The 19,617-nt window shown below is 34.5% G+C and carries 12 protein-coding genes, 1 riboswitch and 1 other annotated feature (1 of these 14 only partly in view); of the genes, 7 read left to right on the top strand and 5 right to left on the bottom strand.

The features are described from left to right. The first annotated feature begins 408 nt into the window (after positions 1 to 408). Complete coding sequence (locus tag MY490_RS22050) at positions 409 to 3,933, top strand: S8 family serine peptidase (protein WP_282439837.1); 3,525 nt, start codon at positions 409 to 411, stop codon at positions 3,931 to 3,933. Between the two features lie 116 nt (positions 3,934 to 4,049). On the opposite strand, the gene MY490_RS03980 is transcribed toward MY490_RS22050, so the two are convergent. Continuing rightward, on the bottom strand, positions 4,050 to 5,168 hold the full coding sequence (locus tag MY490_RS03980; RefSeq protein ID WP_248268076.1) for a GerAB/ArcD/ProY family transporter: 1,119 nt from the start codon (positions 5,166 to 5,168) through the stop codon (positions 4,050 to 4,052). 177 nt (positions 5,169 to 5,345) lie between these two features. Between MY490_RS03980 and MY490_RS03985 the strand changes: the two genes are divergently transcribed. The 4 genes from MY490_RS03985 to MY490_RS04000 all read left to right on the top strand — a co-directional run bounded on the left by MY490_RS03985 (position 5,346) and on the right by MY490_RS04000 (position 9,426). Next, the gene (locus MY490_RS03985) at positions 5,346 to 5,801 is read left to right on the top strand and encodes a GNAT family N-acetyltransferase (RefSeq protein ID WP_248268077.1); all 456 of its coding nucleotides are present in this window, start codon (positions 5,346 to 5,348) and stop codon (positions 5,799 to 5,801) included. A 158-nt stretch (positions 5,802 to 5,959) separates the two neighbouring features. Then, positions 5,960 to 6,943 (top strand): ketoacyl-ACP synthase III, encoded by a 984-nt coding sequence (locus MY490_RS03990; RefSeq protein WP_248268078.1) that lies wholly within the window; start codon positions 5,960 to 5,962, stop codon positions 6,941 to 6,943. Between the two features lie 228 nt (positions 6,944 to 7,171). After that, the gene (locus MY490_RS03995) at positions 7,172 to 8,134 is read left to right on the top strand and encodes an NAD(P)H-dependent glycerol-3-phosphate dehydrogenase (protein ID WP_248268079.1); all 963 of its coding nucleotides are present in this window, start codon (positions 7,172 to 7,174) and stop codon (positions 8,132 to 8,134) included. 166 nt (positions 8,135 to 8,300) lie between these two features. Further along, a riboswitch (purine riboswitch) is annotated at positions 8,301 to 8,404 on the top strand. Between the two features lie 197 nt (positions 8,405 to 8,601). Further along, on the top strand, positions 8,602 to 9,426 hold the full coding sequence (locus MY490_RS04000; protein WP_432707063.1) for a 5'-methylthioadenosine/S-adenosylhomocysteine nucleosidase: 825 nt from the start codon (positions 8,602 to 8,604) through the stop codon (positions 9,424 to 9,426). Between the two features lie 168 nt (positions 9,427 to 9,594). Here MY490_RS04000 and MY490_RS04005 read toward each other — a convergent pair whose 3' ends face one another. Together MY490_RS04005 and MY490_RS04010 are read right to left on the bottom strand one after the other, a co-directional pair. After that, the gene (locus MY490_RS04005) at positions 9,595 to 13,410 is read right to left on the bottom strand and encodes a S8 family serine peptidase (RefSeq protein WP_248268080.1); all 3,816 of its coding nucleotides are present in this window, start codon (positions 13,408 to 13,410) and stop codon (positions 9,595 to 9,597) included. Between the two features lie 482 nt (positions 13,411 to 13,892). After that, on the bottom strand, positions 13,893 to 14,471 hold the full coding sequence (locus MY490_RS04010; RefSeq protein WP_248268081.1) for a DUF2087 domain-containing protein: 579 nt from the start codon (positions 14,469 to 14,471) through the stop codon (positions 13,893 to 13,895). Positions 14,472 to 14,946: 475 nt separating this feature from the next. Here MY490_RS04010 and MY490_RS04015 point away from each other — a divergent pair, with 475 nt between their 5' ends. Both MY490_RS04015 and MY490_RS04020 read left to right on the top strand, forming a co-directional pair. Further along, positions 14,947 to 16,224, top strand: a complete 1,278-nt coding sequence (locus MY490_RS04015) for an MDR family MFS transporter (protein ID WP_248268082.1) — start codon at positions 14,947 to 14,949, stop codon at positions 16,222 to 16,224. A 120-nt stretch (positions 16,225 to 16,344) separates the two neighbouring features. Beyond that, complete coding sequence (locus tag MY490_RS04020; protein WP_248268083.1) at positions 16,345 to 17,046, top strand: hypothetical protein; 702 nt, start codon at positions 16,345 to 16,347, stop codon at positions 17,044 to 17,046. 167 nt (positions 17,047 to 17,213) lie between these two features. Here MY490_RS04020 and MY490_RS04025 read toward each other — a convergent pair whose 3' ends face one another. Together MY490_RS04025 and MY490_RS04030 are read right to left on the bottom strand one after the other, a co-directional pair. After that, positions 17,214 to 18,317, bottom strand: coding sequence for a spore germination protein (locus MY490_RS04025; protein ID WP_248268084.1), 1,104 nt, complete (start codon positions 18,315 to 18,317; stop codon positions 17,214 to 17,216). 604 nt (positions 18,318 to 18,921) lie between these two features. Continuing rightward, positions 18,922 to 19,407, bottom strand: coding sequence for a GNAT family N-acetyltransferase (locus tag MY490_RS04030; protein ID WP_248268085.1), 486 nt, complete (start codon positions 19,405 to 19,407; stop codon positions 18,922 to 18,924). 180 nt (positions 19,408 to 19,587) lie between these two features. Further along, positions 19,588 to 19,617 (top strand) — a binding site (T-box leader); it runs 201 nt beyond the window's last position.

The raw sequence follows: 19,617 nt of genomic DNA on the forward strand, positions 1-19,617 counted from the left end.
GTTCAGCGAAATTCATAATTTTTAGGTATTTCTGATGCGATTAGATAGGATATTTTTCCTATTTATTCGTCAAGGTTATAGAATTTCAGATAAAAAATATCTTATTTCGTTTGAATTTACCCAATTTTCAGGTTATTTTTTTAAACAAAAAAATAAAAATTCCGACAAAAAGATGTATTTTTTTCCATGATATAACATATTTTTTTATATATTTGACAGTGTTTCTTACGGATTTTATAAAAAGTTTGTTAATAAATAATGTAGAATTTCCCCCAATACACGTTAACTTGCGTGGGATGTAAAATTTGAATGTATTTAATTAATAGCCTTAAGTACCAGAATAGTAAAACTTTATTCGATATTTAACTATTAATCTATTAAAAAATAAGTATATATAGGAGAGTTGTTATGAAGAACGGAAAAATGAAAGCGTTTAAAGTTATGTCTACAGCTGCATTAACATCATTACTTTTTACATCCTTAACGGCATTTGCTGATAATGATAACATTACATCTCAATCTGACTCAACTGATGATATTGTTGAACAAGCGTCACTTTTTGCCAAGGACAATTTTGATAATTCGCAAGAAGATTCAATGTATAAAGACAACCAAAAAGAATCTATGCAATCATTTAAACCAGATGAGGAAGTTCATTTAATCGTTGAAGTGGAACAGCCAACAGATAGTGAACAAGCAACTCCTGAGAGTAAAAATGCAATGTTTAAAGAAAAGCAAGACAATGTAATTGAGCAAATTTCAAAAGAAAAAAAATCAAAAGTTGATTTTAAAGTTAAACATCGATATTTTGAAGGTTTTAATGGATTTAGTGTTGAAACTCAGTATAAAAATTTAGATGAAATTAAATCGATCCCTGGAGTTAAACATGTTTCTGTTGCTAGAACATTCCAAGAAAATATGGCAGCAAGTAAAGAATTAGTACAAGCTCAAAAAGTATGGGAGCAATATGGCTATAAAGGGGAAGGCTTATTAGTAGGTGTTGTAGATTCTGGTATTGATTGGACTCATAAAGATATGACACTATCAGATGCAGCTAAAGCAAAAGAAAAATGGACTAAGGATAAATTTCAAAAGTTTGCAGATACAACAGCTGTAAATGAAACTTGGTATTCAGATAAAGTACCATCTGGTTATGACTGGGCAGACAACGATACTGATGTCATTCCTGGACCAAAAGGTAGCTTACATGGAACACACGTAGCTGGAACGATCGGAGCAAATGGTGATGATGCTAAGGGTGGAGTCGCTGGTATTGCACCAGGCGTACAGCTGTTAGCAGAAAAAGTATTCTCTGATAATGGTGGCGGTGCTTATGAGGATGATATTATCGCTGGGATTGAGCATGCGGTTACAATGGGCGCAGATGTAATCAACATGAGCTTAGGTACTGATGCAGGCTATGTAGACGAAAACTATGATCCGATTCAAAAAGCAATCAGAAATGCAACAGATAAAGGTACCCTAGTTGTAGTAGCAGCAGGAAATTCTGCATACAGTTCGGAAGCTTTGCTAACACCTGCAACAATAAAACCATTTGCTGAAAATCCTGATATTGGAACGGTTGGCTCACCTGGTGTAAGTCCGTTTGCTATATCAGTTGCTTCTTATGAAAATTCTAAAATTCATATGAACGCAATTTCAGATGGAAGCTTAGCTGTACCATTCAAAGACCATTCTCAATATGGACAAGCTTTCAATGTATCTAATAATCTATTACCTAATACAAACTATGATTTGGTATACGTGAATGAAGGTAAAAAGGCTACTGATTTTCCAAAAGGTAAAACGAATTATATTGCGGTTGTAAAACTTTTAAATTCATATAGTTCTGTTTCGAGTATTCAATTTACTGCAAAAACTGCAGGAGCGAAGGCTATTATTATGATACCACCTTCAAACTGGCCTGATTATGTAACCCTACCAGTTTCTGGATCTGCAACACCGACTGCTTCAACAAGTAAATCAATCGGTCAAGCATTATTAGATAAAATGAGTACTATGCCTACTGGTCAATATTTAAGTATGAAAAATATCGGCGATTATTGGGTAGATAATCCTGATAAAGATACGATGTCATATTTTTCATCAATGGGCACAACTCCAACATTAGATTTTAAACCTGAAATTTCGGCTCCGGGCGGAAACATTTATTCAACAATTCCTGGAAACAAATATCAAGTATTGAGTGGAACATCAATGGCTACACCACATGTTGCAGGTGGCTCAGCATTAGTATTACAGTCACTTTATGAAAAAGGATTAAATCACTCAGAAGATACAGTTTTAAAAGCAAAAATTGCATTAATGAATACATCTAAAGTTATTATGGATCCAAGAACAAACAGTGAAGTTCCATATTCACCACGTATTCAAGGGTCTGGTTTAATGCAAATTCAAAATGCGATTAATACGCCAGTTATTGTGACAAATCGAAACGCACCTTTAGAACAAGCTGGTTCGGTAGCATTAAAGGAAATTGGACAAAATACAAGCTTTAAATTAAATGTAGCAGCTTTTGATGCACCTAAAGGGAAAAATAATAGTGCTGATATTGAATACAATGTATATGTTGATTTATTAAAAGATAAGACAGAAACAAAGCAATTTGATTTTGATCATGATGGACAATTAGATTCAAAAGATTATTTAACTTTATCAAGTGAACAAATTAAGGGTGCAACAGTCACTGTAAATGATAATATCGTATCAGAAAAATCAGGATCTACATTGAAAATTAAACCAGGTCAAACAAAAATGTTAACGGTTAATGTATCATTACCAGATTCATTAAAGAAAAATAGTTTTGTAGAAGGATATGTTCGTCTTGTACCAGTGGCAAAAGACCAAGATAAAGCAGTACCGCTTACTGTTCCTTATATGGGCTTTTATGGAAAATGGGATGAGCCACGTAATATCGATGCTCCAGCGTGGGAAAAAGATTCTTTTGCAGGCCGTACAGCACTTTGGAATGATTCTACAGAGGGGGAAGCGCCATTAGGATACAATGGAGTAGGCTTTGATTTAAACCATATTGCTTTCTCTTCAAACTATTTTGATAAGGGAATTGCTGGTGGAATGGGCGTTTTACGTAATTTAGAAAAAGCTGAGATCTCTATTGAAGATTCTGCTGGAAAACAGCTTAGATATTTAGGTGACTTCAGTGAATATACTGGCACTGGAGAACCTTGGAAGTTTAGAAAGAACATAATGTTTAACAGAGATTATGGCTATAATTTATACCAATGGGATATGAAAGACGAATCAGGAAATTTTGTTCCTGATGGTACGTATTATTACGTAATTAAAACAACTTTAGCATATGCAAACGCTAGACCTCAAACTGTTAAAATGCCAATGATCGTAGATACGGTTTTACCAACAGTTTCCGACATTAAGGTAACTCCAAAAGACGGAAAATATGTCATTACATTTAATGCGCAAGATAATGCAACGGACTTTCACTCAGCTACTGTCTTTGTAAATGGTAAAATTAATCAATTACAGCCTGGACAGAAAACTCTAACAGTAAGTACAGAGCCAAAAGGTATGGTTATTCTAGCGAATGATTACGCAGGAAACATTTCTTGGACTAGATGGGGAGATCAAAGCTATAATATACAAGGAATGGGAATGCAAACATGGTCTGTTTCTCCATCTACAGGTGTTAACGAATCTAAACCTGCAAAAATTACTATTTTTGGTTATAACAGAGCAGACTGGACGATTAATGTTAAAGATGCTAATGGAAAACTTGTAGATTCAGCTACGTTTGAAAATGAACATACATTAAGAACGCCATGGGCACCAGATAAGGATCTTCCAAATGGCACATATACGATTACAGTAGATGTTGTAACAAAAGACGGTTTTAAACTAACATCATCACCTAAGACTGTGACAGTTATTCAATAACTTAGAAGTTTTTTAGTGAAACAAGAAAAAGGCTCTAGTGAAAACTAGAGTCTTTTTCTATTCCCTTTTAGCTAGTTGAAAAATTAATTACCACTTCTAATAATCTAGAAAGCATTTTATTTACCATAATTCAAGTCTTTATTACTTTTTAGTTTCCCTTGAATTAAAAGAACTAGTAATAAACTAAACGGAATAATTATTTGAAGTGGAATGTGAAGTAAATACGGTACTATATGGATCCCTTCTAAATGGTGCTCTAGAAAACTCGAAGCTACCCATAAGGAACTAACAACTGTAATAATGCCAATAGGATAGACTAGCTGGTCACTTTTCTTTACATTAAATAAATCTGCAGCCCCAGATACCGCACAATAAAAGTATATTGTAATTTTTACAAAGGCATTGCATACTGCAATTACAACTATGAAAGTATCTAATCTTTGGATGAAATCGGCAATATTAATATAGCTAACTGATGTTAGAAGTGGGTAGGTTGTTCTTTCAATAACGGACGGGCCTAATATTGCAGTATTTAAAACTGCAAATAAAGTTAATATAAGTCCCGAAAATAATAAGGCTGGTATTCCTACTTTTATTGCTAAATCTTGTTTTTTTAAATGTGGCATAATCATTGTAAATGTCAAAATCTCACCAAATGGTATTGTTAAAGAAATAGGAAAAGCTTTAAATATTGGTTTCCACCCGTTTTCTAAAACCGGTCTTAAATTATCAATTTTTATTAATTTAGAAATGATTTCAAACCCTATAAATATTACAGTTAGAAACATGATCATGATAAATATAAATTCACATGAACGAGCGAACGTTTCTAGTCCTTTAGATATTGCATACATAATTAATAACATCATAATTAATCCTATAGAAATTAGAGAAGAAGCATTATATAAAGTGATTGTTAATAAATCCTCAAAATCACGTAATGCACGTGCAGCGATGTAAAGAAAATATAAGATATATATTAATGCAAACATTTTTCCTACATATTTCCCTAAAATGATTTGAATATAATTTGTTAAGGGAAGTTCAGGAAATAATGAATATAACTTAATATAAACAGCAAAGATTAAACAAGCTGCAATGAGTCCGATCAATAAACTAATCCATCCATCTTGTTTAGCTCTAGCAAATATTTCGACTGGTGGGGAAGCACCGACCCCAAACATAAAAATCATGCAAAAGAATTGAAAACCACTTATATTTAATTTACGATTCATTTGAATTCCTTCTTTTGACTTCTAATTTTTCTTCTAGATTATTTATTTTTTCCATAAAATTCTATTTTATTTAAGAGTTAATTAAGTAATTTTTTTTGACTAAAAAACTAGCTAGAAGTTTATCAAAATTTAGTATAATAATAGCAATCATAAAAAAAGGAATGAGGTGGTCATTACGTGGATATTAAGATTGATGATTTAACGGGAACTGAAGTTGCTATGTTGATTAGTGAGCATCTACAAGGTATGACACAGCATTCTCCACTTGAAAGCATACATGCTATAAATCTTGAAGGATTAAAGAAACCGGAAATTACGTTTTGGAGTGTATGGGAACAAAATGAATTAGTTGGATGTGGAGCTCTAAAAGAACTTGACCCTTTACATGGGGAAGTAAAATCAATGAGAACATCTTCAGCTCATTTAAGAAAAGGTGTGGCAAGACATATGCTTCAACACATCATCGAAGAGGCGAAACGTAGAGGCTACAAGAGAATAAGTTTAGAAACAGGTTCAATGGAAGCATTCGATCCAGCAAAAAAACTATATGAACTCTTTGGTTTTAAGTATTGTAAGCCCTTTGCTGATTATAAAGAAGACCCTAATAGTGTTTTTATGACACTAGAATTGTAAATTCTTAAAATAAAGTTGCTGTTGTAGCAACTTTATTTAGTTTAATCTCCCCTAAATCAAAAAAATGAAAAAATTTTAAAATAAAATTAGTACCTAGTATTAATATCTGGTGATATAATATTGGGAAGATATTAAAAAATATGACTGAGGTGACCATAATGCAAAATTCGAAAGCACGTATCACTGCAATAGGTTCATATGTACCAGAAAAAGTATTAACAAATAAGGATTTAGAAAAAATAGTTGAAACAAATGATGAATGGATTGTTAAGCGAACAGGGATTAAAGAAAGAAGAATTGCAAATGAAAATGAATATACAAGTGACTTAAGTTTTATGGCAATTAAAGACTTAATGGAAAAATACAATAAGTCTGTTGAAGATGTTGATATGATTATCGTTTGTACGTTAACGCCAGATTTCAAAACGCCAAGTGTTGCTTCGATTATTCAGGCAAAGCTTGGGATAAAAAATGCTGGGGCAATTGATTTAAATGCTGCTTGCGCAGGTTTTACTTACGGTTTGTATATGGCAAATGGATTAGTTACATCCGGATTAAATCGAAAAATTTTAGTAGTTGGAGCAGAAACCTTGTCTAAAATAACTGATTATGAAGATCGCACTACTTGCATTTTATTTGGTGATGGCGCTGGTGCGGCTTTAGTAGAGTATGACGAAGAACAACCTAGCTTCATTTCCTCATACCTAGGATCAGAAGGCGAAAAAGGAAAACATTTATATTGTTCAAATTTATCAAATCAAATATTCGGTGAAGAAATAATTAATAACAATAATATCATTCAAAATGGACGCGAAGTATATAAATGGGCAGTTACGACAGTACCAAAGGGAATGCAAGCTGTACTAAACAATGGATCCACTTTATTAAATGAAGTCGATTGGTTTGTTCCACATAGTGCAAATTTAAGAATGATTGAATCAATCTGCGAAAGAAGTGAATTCCCAATCGAAAAAACATTAAATAGCTTAGTAGATTGCGGAAATACATCCTCAGCCACGATTCCATTATCTTTAGTTAAGGGAGTAAAGGAAGGAAAACTTAAATATGGAGATAAGGTATTACTGTATGGATTTGGTGGTGGATTAACTCATGCAGGATTACTTATTAATTGGACTTTGTAAAATAGCATTAGGTTACCCATGAGGGGTTCAAGAGGAAGTAATAAAGCAAAAAGAAAAAAAGGTTACTCATAACAGGCTTCAGTAACAACCGACTTATTAAGAGCCTAATTGACAAACACATTTTTCAGCAATCCGAAGAAGTCTAATAGGTTACCTAATTAGACTTCTTGTTTGTTTTTTTGTTTAGTCCAGTTACTCGATAATAAATTTTGGAAGGAAGAGTAATGAATGAATGTATCTGTCTTAGGCTGCGGTAGATGGGGAACTTTTTTAGCCTGGTACGCTAATCGAGTTGGCCACGATGTAATTTTATGGGGAAGAGAAAGCTCTAGAAATTTTAATGGCTTAAAACAGACAAGAAAAAATGACTATTTAAGCTTACCAGATGGAATTGAATTAACGAGCTCTTTAGAAGGTGCATTATTATTTGCAGAAGTCATTATTATATCTATTAGTGCCCAAGAGCTAAGAACATTTACAAACCGCTTAAGTCAATATAATGAAATACAAGGTAAAACTTTTATCCTCTGTATGAAGGGCATAGAATCTACTACTGGAAAAAGACTCACACAAGTCTTTCGTGAAGAGGTTGGGAAAAATAGCAATGTAGCGGTTTGGGTAGGACCTGGCCATGTACAGGATTTTGTAAGAAATATACCAAATTGCATGGTCATTGGTTCGGAGAATATTGAAGTAACAAAACAAATTGCTAAAGCATTTAACAGCGAGTTAATCCGATTTTATTACGGCCAAGATTTAATTGGTAATGAAATTGGAGCTGCAACAAAAAATGTGATGGGGATAGCTGCAGGAATGCTAGATGGATTGAAATATAGTAGTTTAAAAGGCACATTGATGGCTAGAGGCACTAGAGAAATTTCTCGTTTAATAAGAGCGATGGGTGGAAATGATTTAACAATTTCCGGTTTAAGTCATTTAGGAGACTACGAGGCAACACTCTTTTCAATGCATAGTCATAATCGAAAGTTTGGACAGGCATTTGTTGAAGAAAAACCTTTTGATAAATTAGCCGAAGGGGTTTCTACAGTTAAGGCTTTAAAGGAACTTTCTGACCAGTATGATGTTGAACTACCGATTTGTAACGCATTGTTTGAAATTATTTATGAACATAAAAATGCGCAAGACACATTAGAGGAATTATTTTTAAGACCAATAAAATTTGAATTCTAAAAAATGAAATTTCATTTCGGTTATTTCTGAAAAAAACAAAAAACCATTGTTTTATACAAATTAAATTGAATGTTTTCTATAAAATACGAACATTATTGTTATTTTAAATAAAAAAAGTTCAGGTTTTATATTGAAAATATATTTCAAGTTTGATATATTAGCAGTGTAATCATTCATAAACATTACTCGTATATGCTCAGTAATATGGTCTGAGCGTTTCTACCTGGTTCCCAACGAAAGAACTAGACTACGGGTTAAAGTATAATTGGTTTATTTTTTGTAACCAATAATAATGATTAGCATTTATTGCTGATCTATACTTTAACTTTCGTAGGTCTAGAAGGTAGAAATATTCTACTTTTTCTAGACCATTTTTTTTGACTAAAACATCGAGTGTGATCATCATCAAGGGGGAAAAGACATTGTTAAAAAAATACGGTTTATTAGGAATCATTTCGGCACTATTAATTTCTGTATCTGTAGGTTATAACTTTAAATCGAACACTGCAGAAGCAAAAACTAAACATCTTAAGCCAATTATAATTGAGGGACCAATGCCAATTGAGGCTGAAAAGTTTGCAAGTCAGCTAAAAAATGTAAAAATTGAAAAATCAGGTAGTTTCGTATTTTACAAAGGTACTTTAGATCATTATCCAGTTATTGTAGCAAAAACAGGTAAAGGTATGGAAAACACTGCTGCTGCTACAGCGATTGCAATTGAAAAATATAAACCAATCGCAATTATTAACCAAGGTACATCTGGTGGTCATGATGCAAATTTAAATGTTTTTGATATCGTATTAGGTAAAAATACAACTAATATTGGTTCTTTAAAAACAGAAACGAAGGACGAAAACCAAGGTATTGATGCTACTCAATGGAAACCAATGGACTTAATGGCTTCAGAAGGCAGTGCAGGTGAAGATCCAAATGCTGAAAAACCACGTTTTTACGAAGGGAATAAAGATTTATTAGCAGCTGCAAATGCTGTGAAAAACAAATACACAAAAGGTAAGGTTGTAGAAGGTACAATCGGATCTGCAGACGTTTGGAACAATGAAGTTGATCGCATTAAATGGTTCCATACTAAATACGGAACTTCAGTAGAAGAAATGGAAGGCGCAGCTGCAGCTCAAATCTCTCAAGCATATAATGTAGCTTTCTTAGGAATTCGCGTATTATCAAACAATAAAACAAACGGCGGTAAATATAATCCTACTACAGCTGATGCTTGTCAGGAGTATGTAATGGAAGTAGTTAAGAAATATATTTCTACAAATCCAAGTAAATAATAAATATTGAAAAAGCACCTCGCGCTATCACCGATATATGATGTGACGAGGTGCTTTTTTGTTTATTGTTCAACGCATAAAAAGATAAAAAAGAAGATGAACATCTACAAAAGATAGAGTTCATCTTCTTTCATGAGCAAATAACACGAATTTCAAAATAGCTGATTTTTAATCTTGAATTGGTGGATATCTGTCCGGTGTTTTTAGTGAATAAGCTCGAAGAATTGTCTGCTCTACTTGGTTGCCTGCAGAGTCAGATGCTTTCAAGCGAATTGATACATACCCTGAGTCAGGATGATTCACAGTAATATTGAATTTATTCTCGTTCCGTTTGTTAACTATAGCAGGAATCCATGTAGTACCATCATCAATTGAAGTCCACATTTCCGTTTGAACAATGTCATGAACATCTGCTCCAGGTTGAGTAACTATAGAAACGTTAAATTTATTAGGTCTTCCTCCAGAAATTGAATTCCCTAGGTCAACCCCTAAGTCATATTTAGGCCACAGTAATGGTAATACTGAACGTCCACTAGTTGGCTTAGCTGATTGGAATATCCAGTTTGTACTGATCGATGTAGCCCATGGGAACCAACCTGTACCGTTATGGGTACCGTTTACCTTTAGTTGATAGGTTGCCGCTTTTTCGTCAACAGTGATTGGACCATATTGCGTAATGTTTTTACTATTATAGATTTCTTTACCATCTGCTAAAAGCGTCGCAGAACTAGTCTCTCCGTTCCTGTTGAACCAACCATAATGTGAACCGTCTGAATCACCAATATTAGGAATGTGTAGTGTCATTAGATTATCATCTCGGTAGGCTTTAGATGATTCCATTCCAGGTCCTTGCGCTGACTCAAACCAGTTCTCTGTAATTCGTGTGTTAGGAGTAAAATATTTATCCCATGGACCGCTCAACGCATAGGAGATATTTTTGTTGTTTGGAAATACATTATGCAAAAAACGAACCTGATCCATCGCTGGATATTCTGAACCAGTACTATACCACTCTTCCCGTTGGAATTGAGAAGGGAAGTAGTCAACTGTGTCGACTGTAATATCCTGCCAAGGGCGTAACACAGGGTTTGTGTCACCAATAATACCTTCTTTACCAAAGTAGTTGTTTGTCACGATTTTCGAATTCTTCTTCGTGAAATTGATAACTGGCTTGGAAGGCAACTCCCCTTTAACATATAACGAACCATTGTAAGCATAAGGACTGTTTGCAATGCCATCAAGTTTTATCATAACTTTTTCCTCGGTAGCTCGCTTAATCAATACTTTACCTTCGTCTTGGTCAAGTGACCAAGCAGGAATTGCAGATCCCGCAAAATTTGGAAGGATGCTTGTGAATAATCCAGGTCGATCATTCACAATAATGACTCCTTGTGCGCCAGCCGTTGCAAGTTCCGCAATTTGGTCGGCATATTTCATACTGATATCACGCTTAATAATCGCGAGCTTTCCGGAGATATCTACCTTAGCGATTTCGTCAGCATGTGCAGATCCTACATTAATTGCTTGTAGTGTTTTTTGTCCGTCCAATCTTTGCGCATAAATGACTGGGTGAAGCGGAATCGCAGTTTGGGCAGAATCTACATAGGATGCGCGAATAACTGGAGCATAACGCCTCGTGTCATACATGAACTCAAGTTTGCCCACATCCACTTTTTTGCTTGGGATTACATATGCATGGAAGATAAAAGAATTGGTACCACTCCAAAAATATGCTGTAGGCATTTTAGTAATATCTTGACCTTGACGGAAAAATCCAATCTTGTATCCATGAGCTTCTGACTCATTAGGGGTAAGAACATCAATCTCTTTACCTAATCGAGCGTCTACTGTCATATTGGTGTTTTTCGTAACTTCAATATTAGGATTTCCACCTAATGTAACAGACTCTCCAAAAGTATTATACTTATCTGTTGTTACGACTCTAGCCATAACCGAGTAGTTACCAGGATTTACCTCGATATTTGCGGTTCCTTTTTGGTCAGCCTTCGGAATAACTTCGTAAACTCGTCCTGTATCCAGATTATAAGCTACCACAGTCGTTGCGGTGCCACCTGGGTTTCCATTTCGGTCAATTGTCGAAACGGTTAAATTGACTAATGGTTCTGTCTTCGTTGCACCGATTGTAGTGTTAAATTTTTTTCCGTCGTCTCCAGTAGCTGTGACAACTGCTTTATAATCCCCAGCAGTACCAAAAGATGGATTAAAAGTAACCTTTACTTCGCTACTACCATGAGCTGGTACAGTAACCCCTGATTTATTGAGTGTAAACATACCAGAAGGTGCTACAACCCCAGTCTCTCCTCTAGGGATCATACTAAGCGATAATGTGACATCACTATTGGATGGGTTGACATATTTAAAGGATTTTTCGATCGGTTGGCCTTCTGCCATTGCACTTCCTAGACTAACTACTGCAGGGCTACTATAAACATTAGCGTTAAGAGCATTAGCGATATCTACTCGTCCTCCACCTTGTTGGTAAGCAGAATAAGTTGTTTGCGGTTTTGCTGTTCCAACTAATACTTGCTTGACTTGGTCAGCTGACCAGTCAGGGTATTTTTGACGTAGAATCGCTGCAGCACCAGCAACATGTGGTGTAGCCATTGAAGTACCATTGAGAGACGTGTAATAGTCATCTACAACTGTACCTATAGCAGTTCCAGCAGCACGAGCAGCCACGATTCCGACTCCCGGCGCTGTAATTTCAGGTTTAACTCTGTAATTCTCAATGATCGGTCCACGGCTGGAGAAGCTGGCCAAAAGGTCATTCTTATCAACTGCACCAACTGTTAATGCTTTTTCAGCAGCACCTGGTGCCCCTATAGTTTTTTTACCTGGCCCTGCATTACCTGCAGCGATGATAAATAGAGTGTTACTAGATTCACTTAATTGATTGACTGCTTGGCTCATTGGATCCGTACCATCGCTCGCCTCAGTACTTCCCAAGCTCATGCTCACGATATCAGCGCCTTCCTTAACAGCCCATTCCATCCCAGCAATAATCCAAGATTCTTCACCGGAACCACTAGTGTTGAGTACCTTTCCAATCAAAAGGTCTGCACCTGGTGCAACACCTTTTAACCGTCCACCAGAGGCGGAGCCAGATCCAGCTATAGTCGAGGCTACATGAGTACCATGACCGTGGTGATCAATAAAATCGGCCTCATCGGTAAAATTCTTCGCCTCTTTTATAGAGGCTTTAACGTCAGGGTGGTTCGAGTCTATACCCGTATCTAAAACAGCGACCTTTATGCCTCTTCCGTCATATCCAGAGGCCCAAGCCACAGGCGCACCAATCTGTGGAACACTCTTATCAAGTACAACTTTTACTGGCTTGTCTAACCAAATCTTTTCAATACCTTCAGTTAACTCAACTTGAGACGATTTTACGTTTGCCTCTCCATCAACTGCATCCCAGAATTTAGCAGTCTGCTTTTTGTCAGTATTTACTGCAACAGCATTTACACTAGGGAGATTTAACTGTCGTGTAGCCCCAGTCGAGACGGCTTTGTTAGTTGACTGAGAAACATTTTTAGATTCCTTCGTTACAATTAAAGGTACGCTTGAGCGATGAGCATCATCATACTTATACTCAATCAATTTTGTAATATTAAATAGCTCCTCATCTAATTGGCCAGAAGCTAGGAAAGCTACGGCTTTATCAGGAATTAAATAGTAGTCTCCATTAACTAGTTTGGTAGTATACGAAATTGGCATACCATCCTCTTTAGGCTGCAGGGTACCAGCTAATTTTCCATCAGAGTAGCGATTAAGGATTACTACGTCACCAGTAATTAAAGTTATTGTGTTAGTAGAAACGATATGTGATGGAGAAGAGGTTTGTTGGTTTAACTTAGCTTCTGAAGTTGCAGTATCTGGACTTGCTGTCGCCGTTGACTGGGAAATACCAAAGATAAGTGAAGTAGCAGCTAACACATTTAAAACTTTGAAACTATTTTTCATTGTATTCCTCCCTTTAGAATCATTAGAAATATCCTTTCTGTTACTAAAAACGAGTTAATCCCCCTTTATTTTTCATTTTGTATCCTAGTGTGTGTATACAATCTTTACTTAATAGAATGACCGAATTTCGCCAGACTAGAATAAACTCGATCTACAAAAGATCTTGCCTTATTTAAACTTTTCTAAGAGTCTATGAATCAAGTGGAATTTGCGCAACTCTATATCAAAGCGAAAGTATATTAATTCTTTCATTCTTGTTTATAGCAAATATTGTAACTTGCAAGCTGGATACATAACTCACAAGTTAATTTTAAAGGGAGTTTATGGGATATTTTGTTTATGAAAAATTCATCAAGTTTCCATTTTAAATAAAAAAAGTGTTCTTAGAAGGAGGAACTTACAAATGATACTTCCTTCAGGGAACACTTTTTAATATTATTTAATCGTCATTAATTGAGCTTATTAAGATGAGAAATTCCGTTTTATTTCAACCACCATAATTCAACTGGATTTAATTCATACTGATTATTTTCGCGATACATATATTGACACATAATGAGCTCTCGTCTCAAAGTAGCGTAATCTTCATGAAATTCCTTTAAATATTCATTGATTTCTTTTTCTTGATAAACTTTACCAAATTCTAAACCTTTAATCATATGCGCTAAAACGACAAGCTTTTTCTTTCGCTGAGCAGGATAGATTTTAAGTTTGCCTTCCTTAGTAAAGAAATTATTGATAATGCTTGAGCGTTCACTTTCAGTAACTGACATTTCCATATTGGAATCTCCTCCTGTTCCTACTGTAAAAATAGCTTTCGCATTCATTTCTAAAATTTTTGTATTTAGAGAGAAGTAGATTGTATTTTTATCTCGGCGCTCCTTAATTAGACCAACTTCTCTAAGCTTTGACATATGATGGGTAATTGTTGGGGGTTTAAGACTTAATTTACTGGCAATTTCTTGCCCACTTAAATGACCTTGCTGAAGTAAAGCAATAATGCGTACACGAGTAAGATCACCTAAAGCTTTATGGAAATCTACAATTTTACTTAATTGCACTTAATATACACCTGCTTTTATATTCGTCTAATTAGATAATAGTCTAATTAGATATTCATTTCAATATGTAGTATTCAGAATACGTAAATTTAGTTATTTTTTACTAAAAATGTTATTTAAATTAGATATTTTGTTGGGCAGTAAGTGAAAGAATCAGGAATTTTACATCGAAGGCACTAATGTAAAGAAATGTGGTGAAAATAGTGAGGCTGCTATCTTTTATGAACTTGGAGCAATACAAAACAATCCTCATTCAGGTTTGAAACAAGTCAAATTAGTTTACTTTCGGCATTCCAATTTTTCTCATTTATATAGGGAAAAAGTATTAGGGTTGCATATTGGCATAATCGGAAATAACTGCTATGCTAATTAAGTGAAAAATTTAAAAAGGGGGAATTTTCATGCAAATAATCAGTCAATCTAGTACTAATTTAAAACGTTGGGGATTCAATAGTTAAAGAGAGGTTGAAAGAGTTTGGGGATACTTAATTTTCATAAAAATATAAAAATTCGATTGCTCGAATCGTTTTTAAGTTCGTCAATTGGAAGTATGGTTTTTCCATTTATGGCGATTTATTTATCAAAGCATTTTGGGGTAAAACAAGCAGGATTACTTTTGCTTGTAAATGTATTTGTCGGCATTATTATGAACTTTTTTGGTGGATATTTCTCAGATCAGTTTGGCCGAAAAAAGACGATGGTGTTTGCCGAAACAATTCGGTTACTTGCGTTTATTACGATGATGCTTTGTAATTCACCTTGGTTTACATCACCTCTTATTACATTCTTTATGATGACTTTAAATAGTATTTGTTGGGGACTAGCAGGGCCAGCTAACCAGGCAATGTTAATAGATGTGAGTAAGCCAGAGGAACGAAAGCTTATGTACTCAATCATGTACTGGTCGAACAATTTATCAATTGCGATTGGTGGCATGCTTGGAGGATTTTTATTTAAATCATATTTATTTGAATTATTATTAGCTCTGTCAGTTGCTTCACTTGTTACATGGGTCTTAATTACCTTCTTTGTTGAAGAAAGCTTAATTACTGAAAAGACGGAAACAAAGACAATTGCTCATCATGCTCAAAAAATGATTTCTAATTATCGTGATGTTTTTCAAGATAAGCTCTTTATTCTTTATGTACTAGCAGGTTTGCTAGTGCTTTCAATGGAATTCCAATTAACAAATTATATAAGTATTCGATTAGCGAATGATTTCCACACACAACATTTATTGAACTGGACATTTGGTGGAATCGAGATGAATGGTTTTCTGCGTACAGAAAATACGATACTAGTAGTTGTCATGGCACTTTTCGCTTCTAAAATAGTAGGGAAATTGGATGATCGAAAAACATTAATTTGGAGTTGTATTGCATTTGTTGGTGGATATGCTGTGATTTCATATAGTAACTCTATTTGGCTATTATTTATAGCAATGTTCATCGCAACAGTTGCGGAAGTATTAAGAGTACCAGTTCAACAAAACTATATGGCTAACTTACCAGCTGACGAAACAAGGAGCTCCTATATGGCGGTTGCAGGTTTAACATTTAATTTAGCGATGTTTATTTGCTCAATAACCGTTTCACTTAGTGCATACTTATCGAATTTCGCGACATCTTTCTTTTTAACAAGTTTAGGTGTAATCGGTATTCTTATATTTGTACGAATTACTCCTGCATTAGAAAGAAGAATTAAGGGAGAAATATTGCAGGAGCAGGGACAGACTGCTGGAATAAATTCTTAAGTTACAGGGAGTTGCCTTTTGCAGCTCTCTTTTTTTGTGGAGAAGGTGAATAGGCAAATCCTTTTGCTTGAGGTTATATTTTCCATATTAGGACAACTTAATGGTAAAGGTGGTGTTTTTATGAAACGACGTTTAATCGTTGTTTTAATCAGTACTTTTACATTTTTTACTTGTTCTTCCGTAAGTGCGCGACAAGCTGAACGAGTGGTTATGAATGGGATTCCAAGTGATGTGTGGCAGGAAAATATCTATTTAATCGCTGATCGAATTGATCAGAAAGAATACCGAAATTTTGATGTTCAAATTGGAAATGAAGGTTTTTTATATCACTTCCCAACATGGAAAAGTGGGAAGTATGGTACGAAAATATTTAGTGAGGATTTAAATAAAGATAAACAAAATGAAGTTATTATCGTATTGGATAATTTTAATGATCCGATTCATTTATTGCAAATTAGTACGAACGATGACCAAAGCGAAGAATATAAGGAAGTTCCAATTGAATCGGTGCCTGAGGCCGTTAAACGTCTTGTGGAAATGGAGAAAAAAGGAGATATAGTAACGATCACAACTAAACAAAAAACTTATAAAGTTAATTTGAAATCGTTAGGGTTTAAAGATACGTCTTCTGACGATAGTGTATATACCCACGTGCCAGTGGACTATATTGTTGAGAAGAAAAAACTAGTTGCCGATGCTGTCGTAATGATTTCAACCGACGGTGGCGGAGCAATTGGAAATTTGAAGCTTTTATATGATTGGAACGGAAAGAAATATGAGGTTCAGACGATTATTTTTGAGAAGTATAATCGGAAAAGATAGTAAGAGCACCTGTGGAGGTGCTTTTTTTTGTTAGGCAATTTGTATTCAGCTAACGAACGCTTAAAATAATTAATTACAAATTTTTTATAAACATTTTCTAGTTTTTTTGAAAAAATTGAACCATATTCTAAAGAACTAACAGTAAGACTAAAAGAAACCATACTTTGTTATGATTTTACTTTATACATCCTCTTTTTCAATTTTAAGACAAGCAGAAGTAGCGGCGGTTGTATACCAAATAAAAAAAACGCAACATTGCCCATCGTATCCCCAAGTTTAAATAGGTCATTCGTATTTTTCGGGGTCATGGAAATGATATAAATAACCGAAAGCAAGCCAAACATAAATGGATGAATGTTTTTTTTAAAGAGTTGGGCAAGCCCCAAAGAAGCAGCATAATGACTAACGTTAAAGCAAGTAAACATTTGCATAATCCATATTACAAGCAACAAAGACTCAAACCGTTCAAATAGCAAACCAGGCATTTCAAAACCTCGCATGAGATCAATCGTTGGCCAAGTTTTGGTTACCACACCATCGACGGATAGTGCACCGATGACCATTACGATAGTTATCACGTAAAAGATCAGTGGGATGAAAATTCCAACTAAAACAGCTTTTACTGCTTGGTTTGGCTGTTTCATAAACGCCATTATAATCAACAGGCTTTCAAAACCTATATATGAGAGAGCCGTTGTTTTGATTCCTTTTAGTACGGGCATGATCCCCAACCCCAGTACCGGGCGCAGATTATCCACTTCAAATATTTTAAAACTCATAAAAGCAACCACCAAAAAAACGCCGACCGTAATGGGGAAAATAATTTCAAACAGACGGGCAATCGGATTTATGCCGCCCATAATTAAATAGAGACCTGTCCACATAAATGGCATCGCGATGGCCCAAGATGGGGTACCTTTCAACAAAAATAAACTTGTTACTTCTACTAATGCACGGATATGAAATCCACCCATCATTACAAAATAACATACAAGGATTAGACTTAGTAACTTACCCATCCATTTCCCTACAATTTCTTGGCTGTATTGATAAAAGGTTTTTCCTGGAAACCGTTGTCCTAATTTGACCATAATAACTCCTGCCACCATCGCAATCAGCCCGCCTAAAATTACAGTTAACCAGGTATCTGGTGTTTTCACTTTCTCTGTAGCTGTTCGTGGCAAGGTCAGAATTCCCGTTCCAAGTATATAATTGATAATGATAACAACTACTTGAATTGTTGTAATACGGTCTTTGGGGCTAGTAATCATCGCAGGTCATCTCCTTATTCACCAATTCAGGATTACTACTTTCTGAATGCTCATTACTTCATTTTTCCACATTTCTTCTTATAAATGGTACAATTTTACATTTCCAAAAAAGAATAAAAATTATGCATATTGTATTCATGTGAAGTTAACATAATAGCAAGCCTTCCAAGAGCATTACTTATTTTATTTCCCGTCTTTTTTTGTATAAAACTTGTATAAAATTAAAAAGAAATTCTCTTTTAGGAATTTGAATGTTTCAACTAATTTCTGAAAATACTCCTTCTTTACGCTTGTTGCAACTGGACAGTAATCCCTAATTTCAGAACTAGTAAACCGTTCTTCTATATGTATTTCATAATAATCTTCTAAATTAAAGTTCGGTTTCTTCATGTCTCTCATGTAAATTTATAATTTTTTTATATGATTGTGTTGTGTTATGTTATTCTCCCTTATACATTGTTACAACTAATCATAATTAAAAAAGATAAAAAAGCTACCAACATTTAAATAAGAATTGTTGGTAGCTTTCATTTATTTTTCCGCTAATTATTTATGAGTTCTGGTTTATCAAATAGCCCACGATAAAACTGTAATAAGGCTCTTATTATAGTTTTTTTATCATGTTATACCATTTTACTCCACCATGTGTTGAGCTAGAAATCCCGTTATTGATGAAGCCATGTTTCTCGTAAAAATGAATTAAGTTTTCTTTACATGTAAGAGTTATTGAATCACGTTTATTTTCTTTTGAAACTTTTTCAATATGAGAAAGCAATTTTGATGCGATCCCTTTATTTTGGTTTTGTGGTGCAACTGCTATGCCTAAGATACTTTGATGGCCACCAGTAGATGGATTTTTTTTAATTTCGCTAAATAAATCATCTGTAATAAAAGTCTCATTTATAACAGGACCGTTTATTAAACCAACTATTTTACCATTTTCCTCAGCTACAAAAAAACTATCGGGAATTATGTTAATGCGTTTTTCGAATGCCTGTTTTGTTGCTGCCTCTTCTTTTAAAAAACAAAGATTCTCAATTTCTACTAGTTCAGTCAAATCTTCCAATCTTACATTTCGTATGTTTAGCATGATTTTAATCCCTCCATTTTTCATAATTATATTATATTAGCTTACAAACTATTTAAACTAGCATTTTGTATAGTGGTTGAACAAAATGAAATAAAAAGATGTTGACAGAGTTATGACATAACCCCTATAATACAAAACATATTAAAAAAGAAACAAGCTACTAATGGTAGATTAATATAGTTTTAAGCAATGAAGGGAATTTAAGTAGTA

Source organism: Gottfriedia acidiceleris, from assembly GCF_023115465.1.
GTDB classification, from domain to species: Bacteria; Bacillota; Bacilli; order Bacillales; family Bacillaceae_G; genus Gottfriedia; species Gottfriedia acidiceleris_B.

Excerpts from the sequence above, each read along its gene's own strand:
- MY490_RS22050 (WP_282439837.1), top strand. The coding sequence starts at position 409 with ATGAAGAACGGAAAAATGAAAGCGTTTAAAGTTATGTCTACAGCTGCA.
- MY490_RS03980 (WP_248268076.1), bottom strand. The coding sequence starts at position 5,168 with ATGAATCGTAAATTAAATATAAGTGGTTTTCAATTCTTTTGCATGATT.
- MY490_RS03990 (WP_248268078.1), top strand. The coding sequence starts at position 5,960 with ATGCAAAATTCGAAAGCACGTATCACTGCAATAGGTTCATATGTACCA.
- MY490_RS03995 (WP_248268079.1), top strand. The coding sequence starts at position 7,172 with ATGAATGTATCTGTCTTAGGCTGCGGTAGATGGGGAACTTTTTTAGCC.
- MY490_RS04005 (WP_248268080.1), bottom strand. The coding sequence starts at position 13,410 with ATGAAAAATAGTTTCAAAGTTTTAAATGTGTTAGCTGCTACTTCACTT.
- MY490_RS04020 (WP_248268083.1), top strand. The coding sequence starts at position 16,345 with ATGAAACGACGTTTAATCGTTGTTTTAATCAGTACTTTTACATTTTTT.
- MY490_RS04025 (WP_248268084.1), bottom strand. The coding sequence starts at position 18,317 with ATGATTACTAGCCCCAAAGACCGTATTACAACAATTCAAGTAGTTGTT.
- MY490_RS04030 (WP_248268085.1), bottom strand. The coding sequence starts at position 19,407 with ATGCTAAACATACGAAATGTAAGATTGGAAGATTTGACTGAACTAGTA.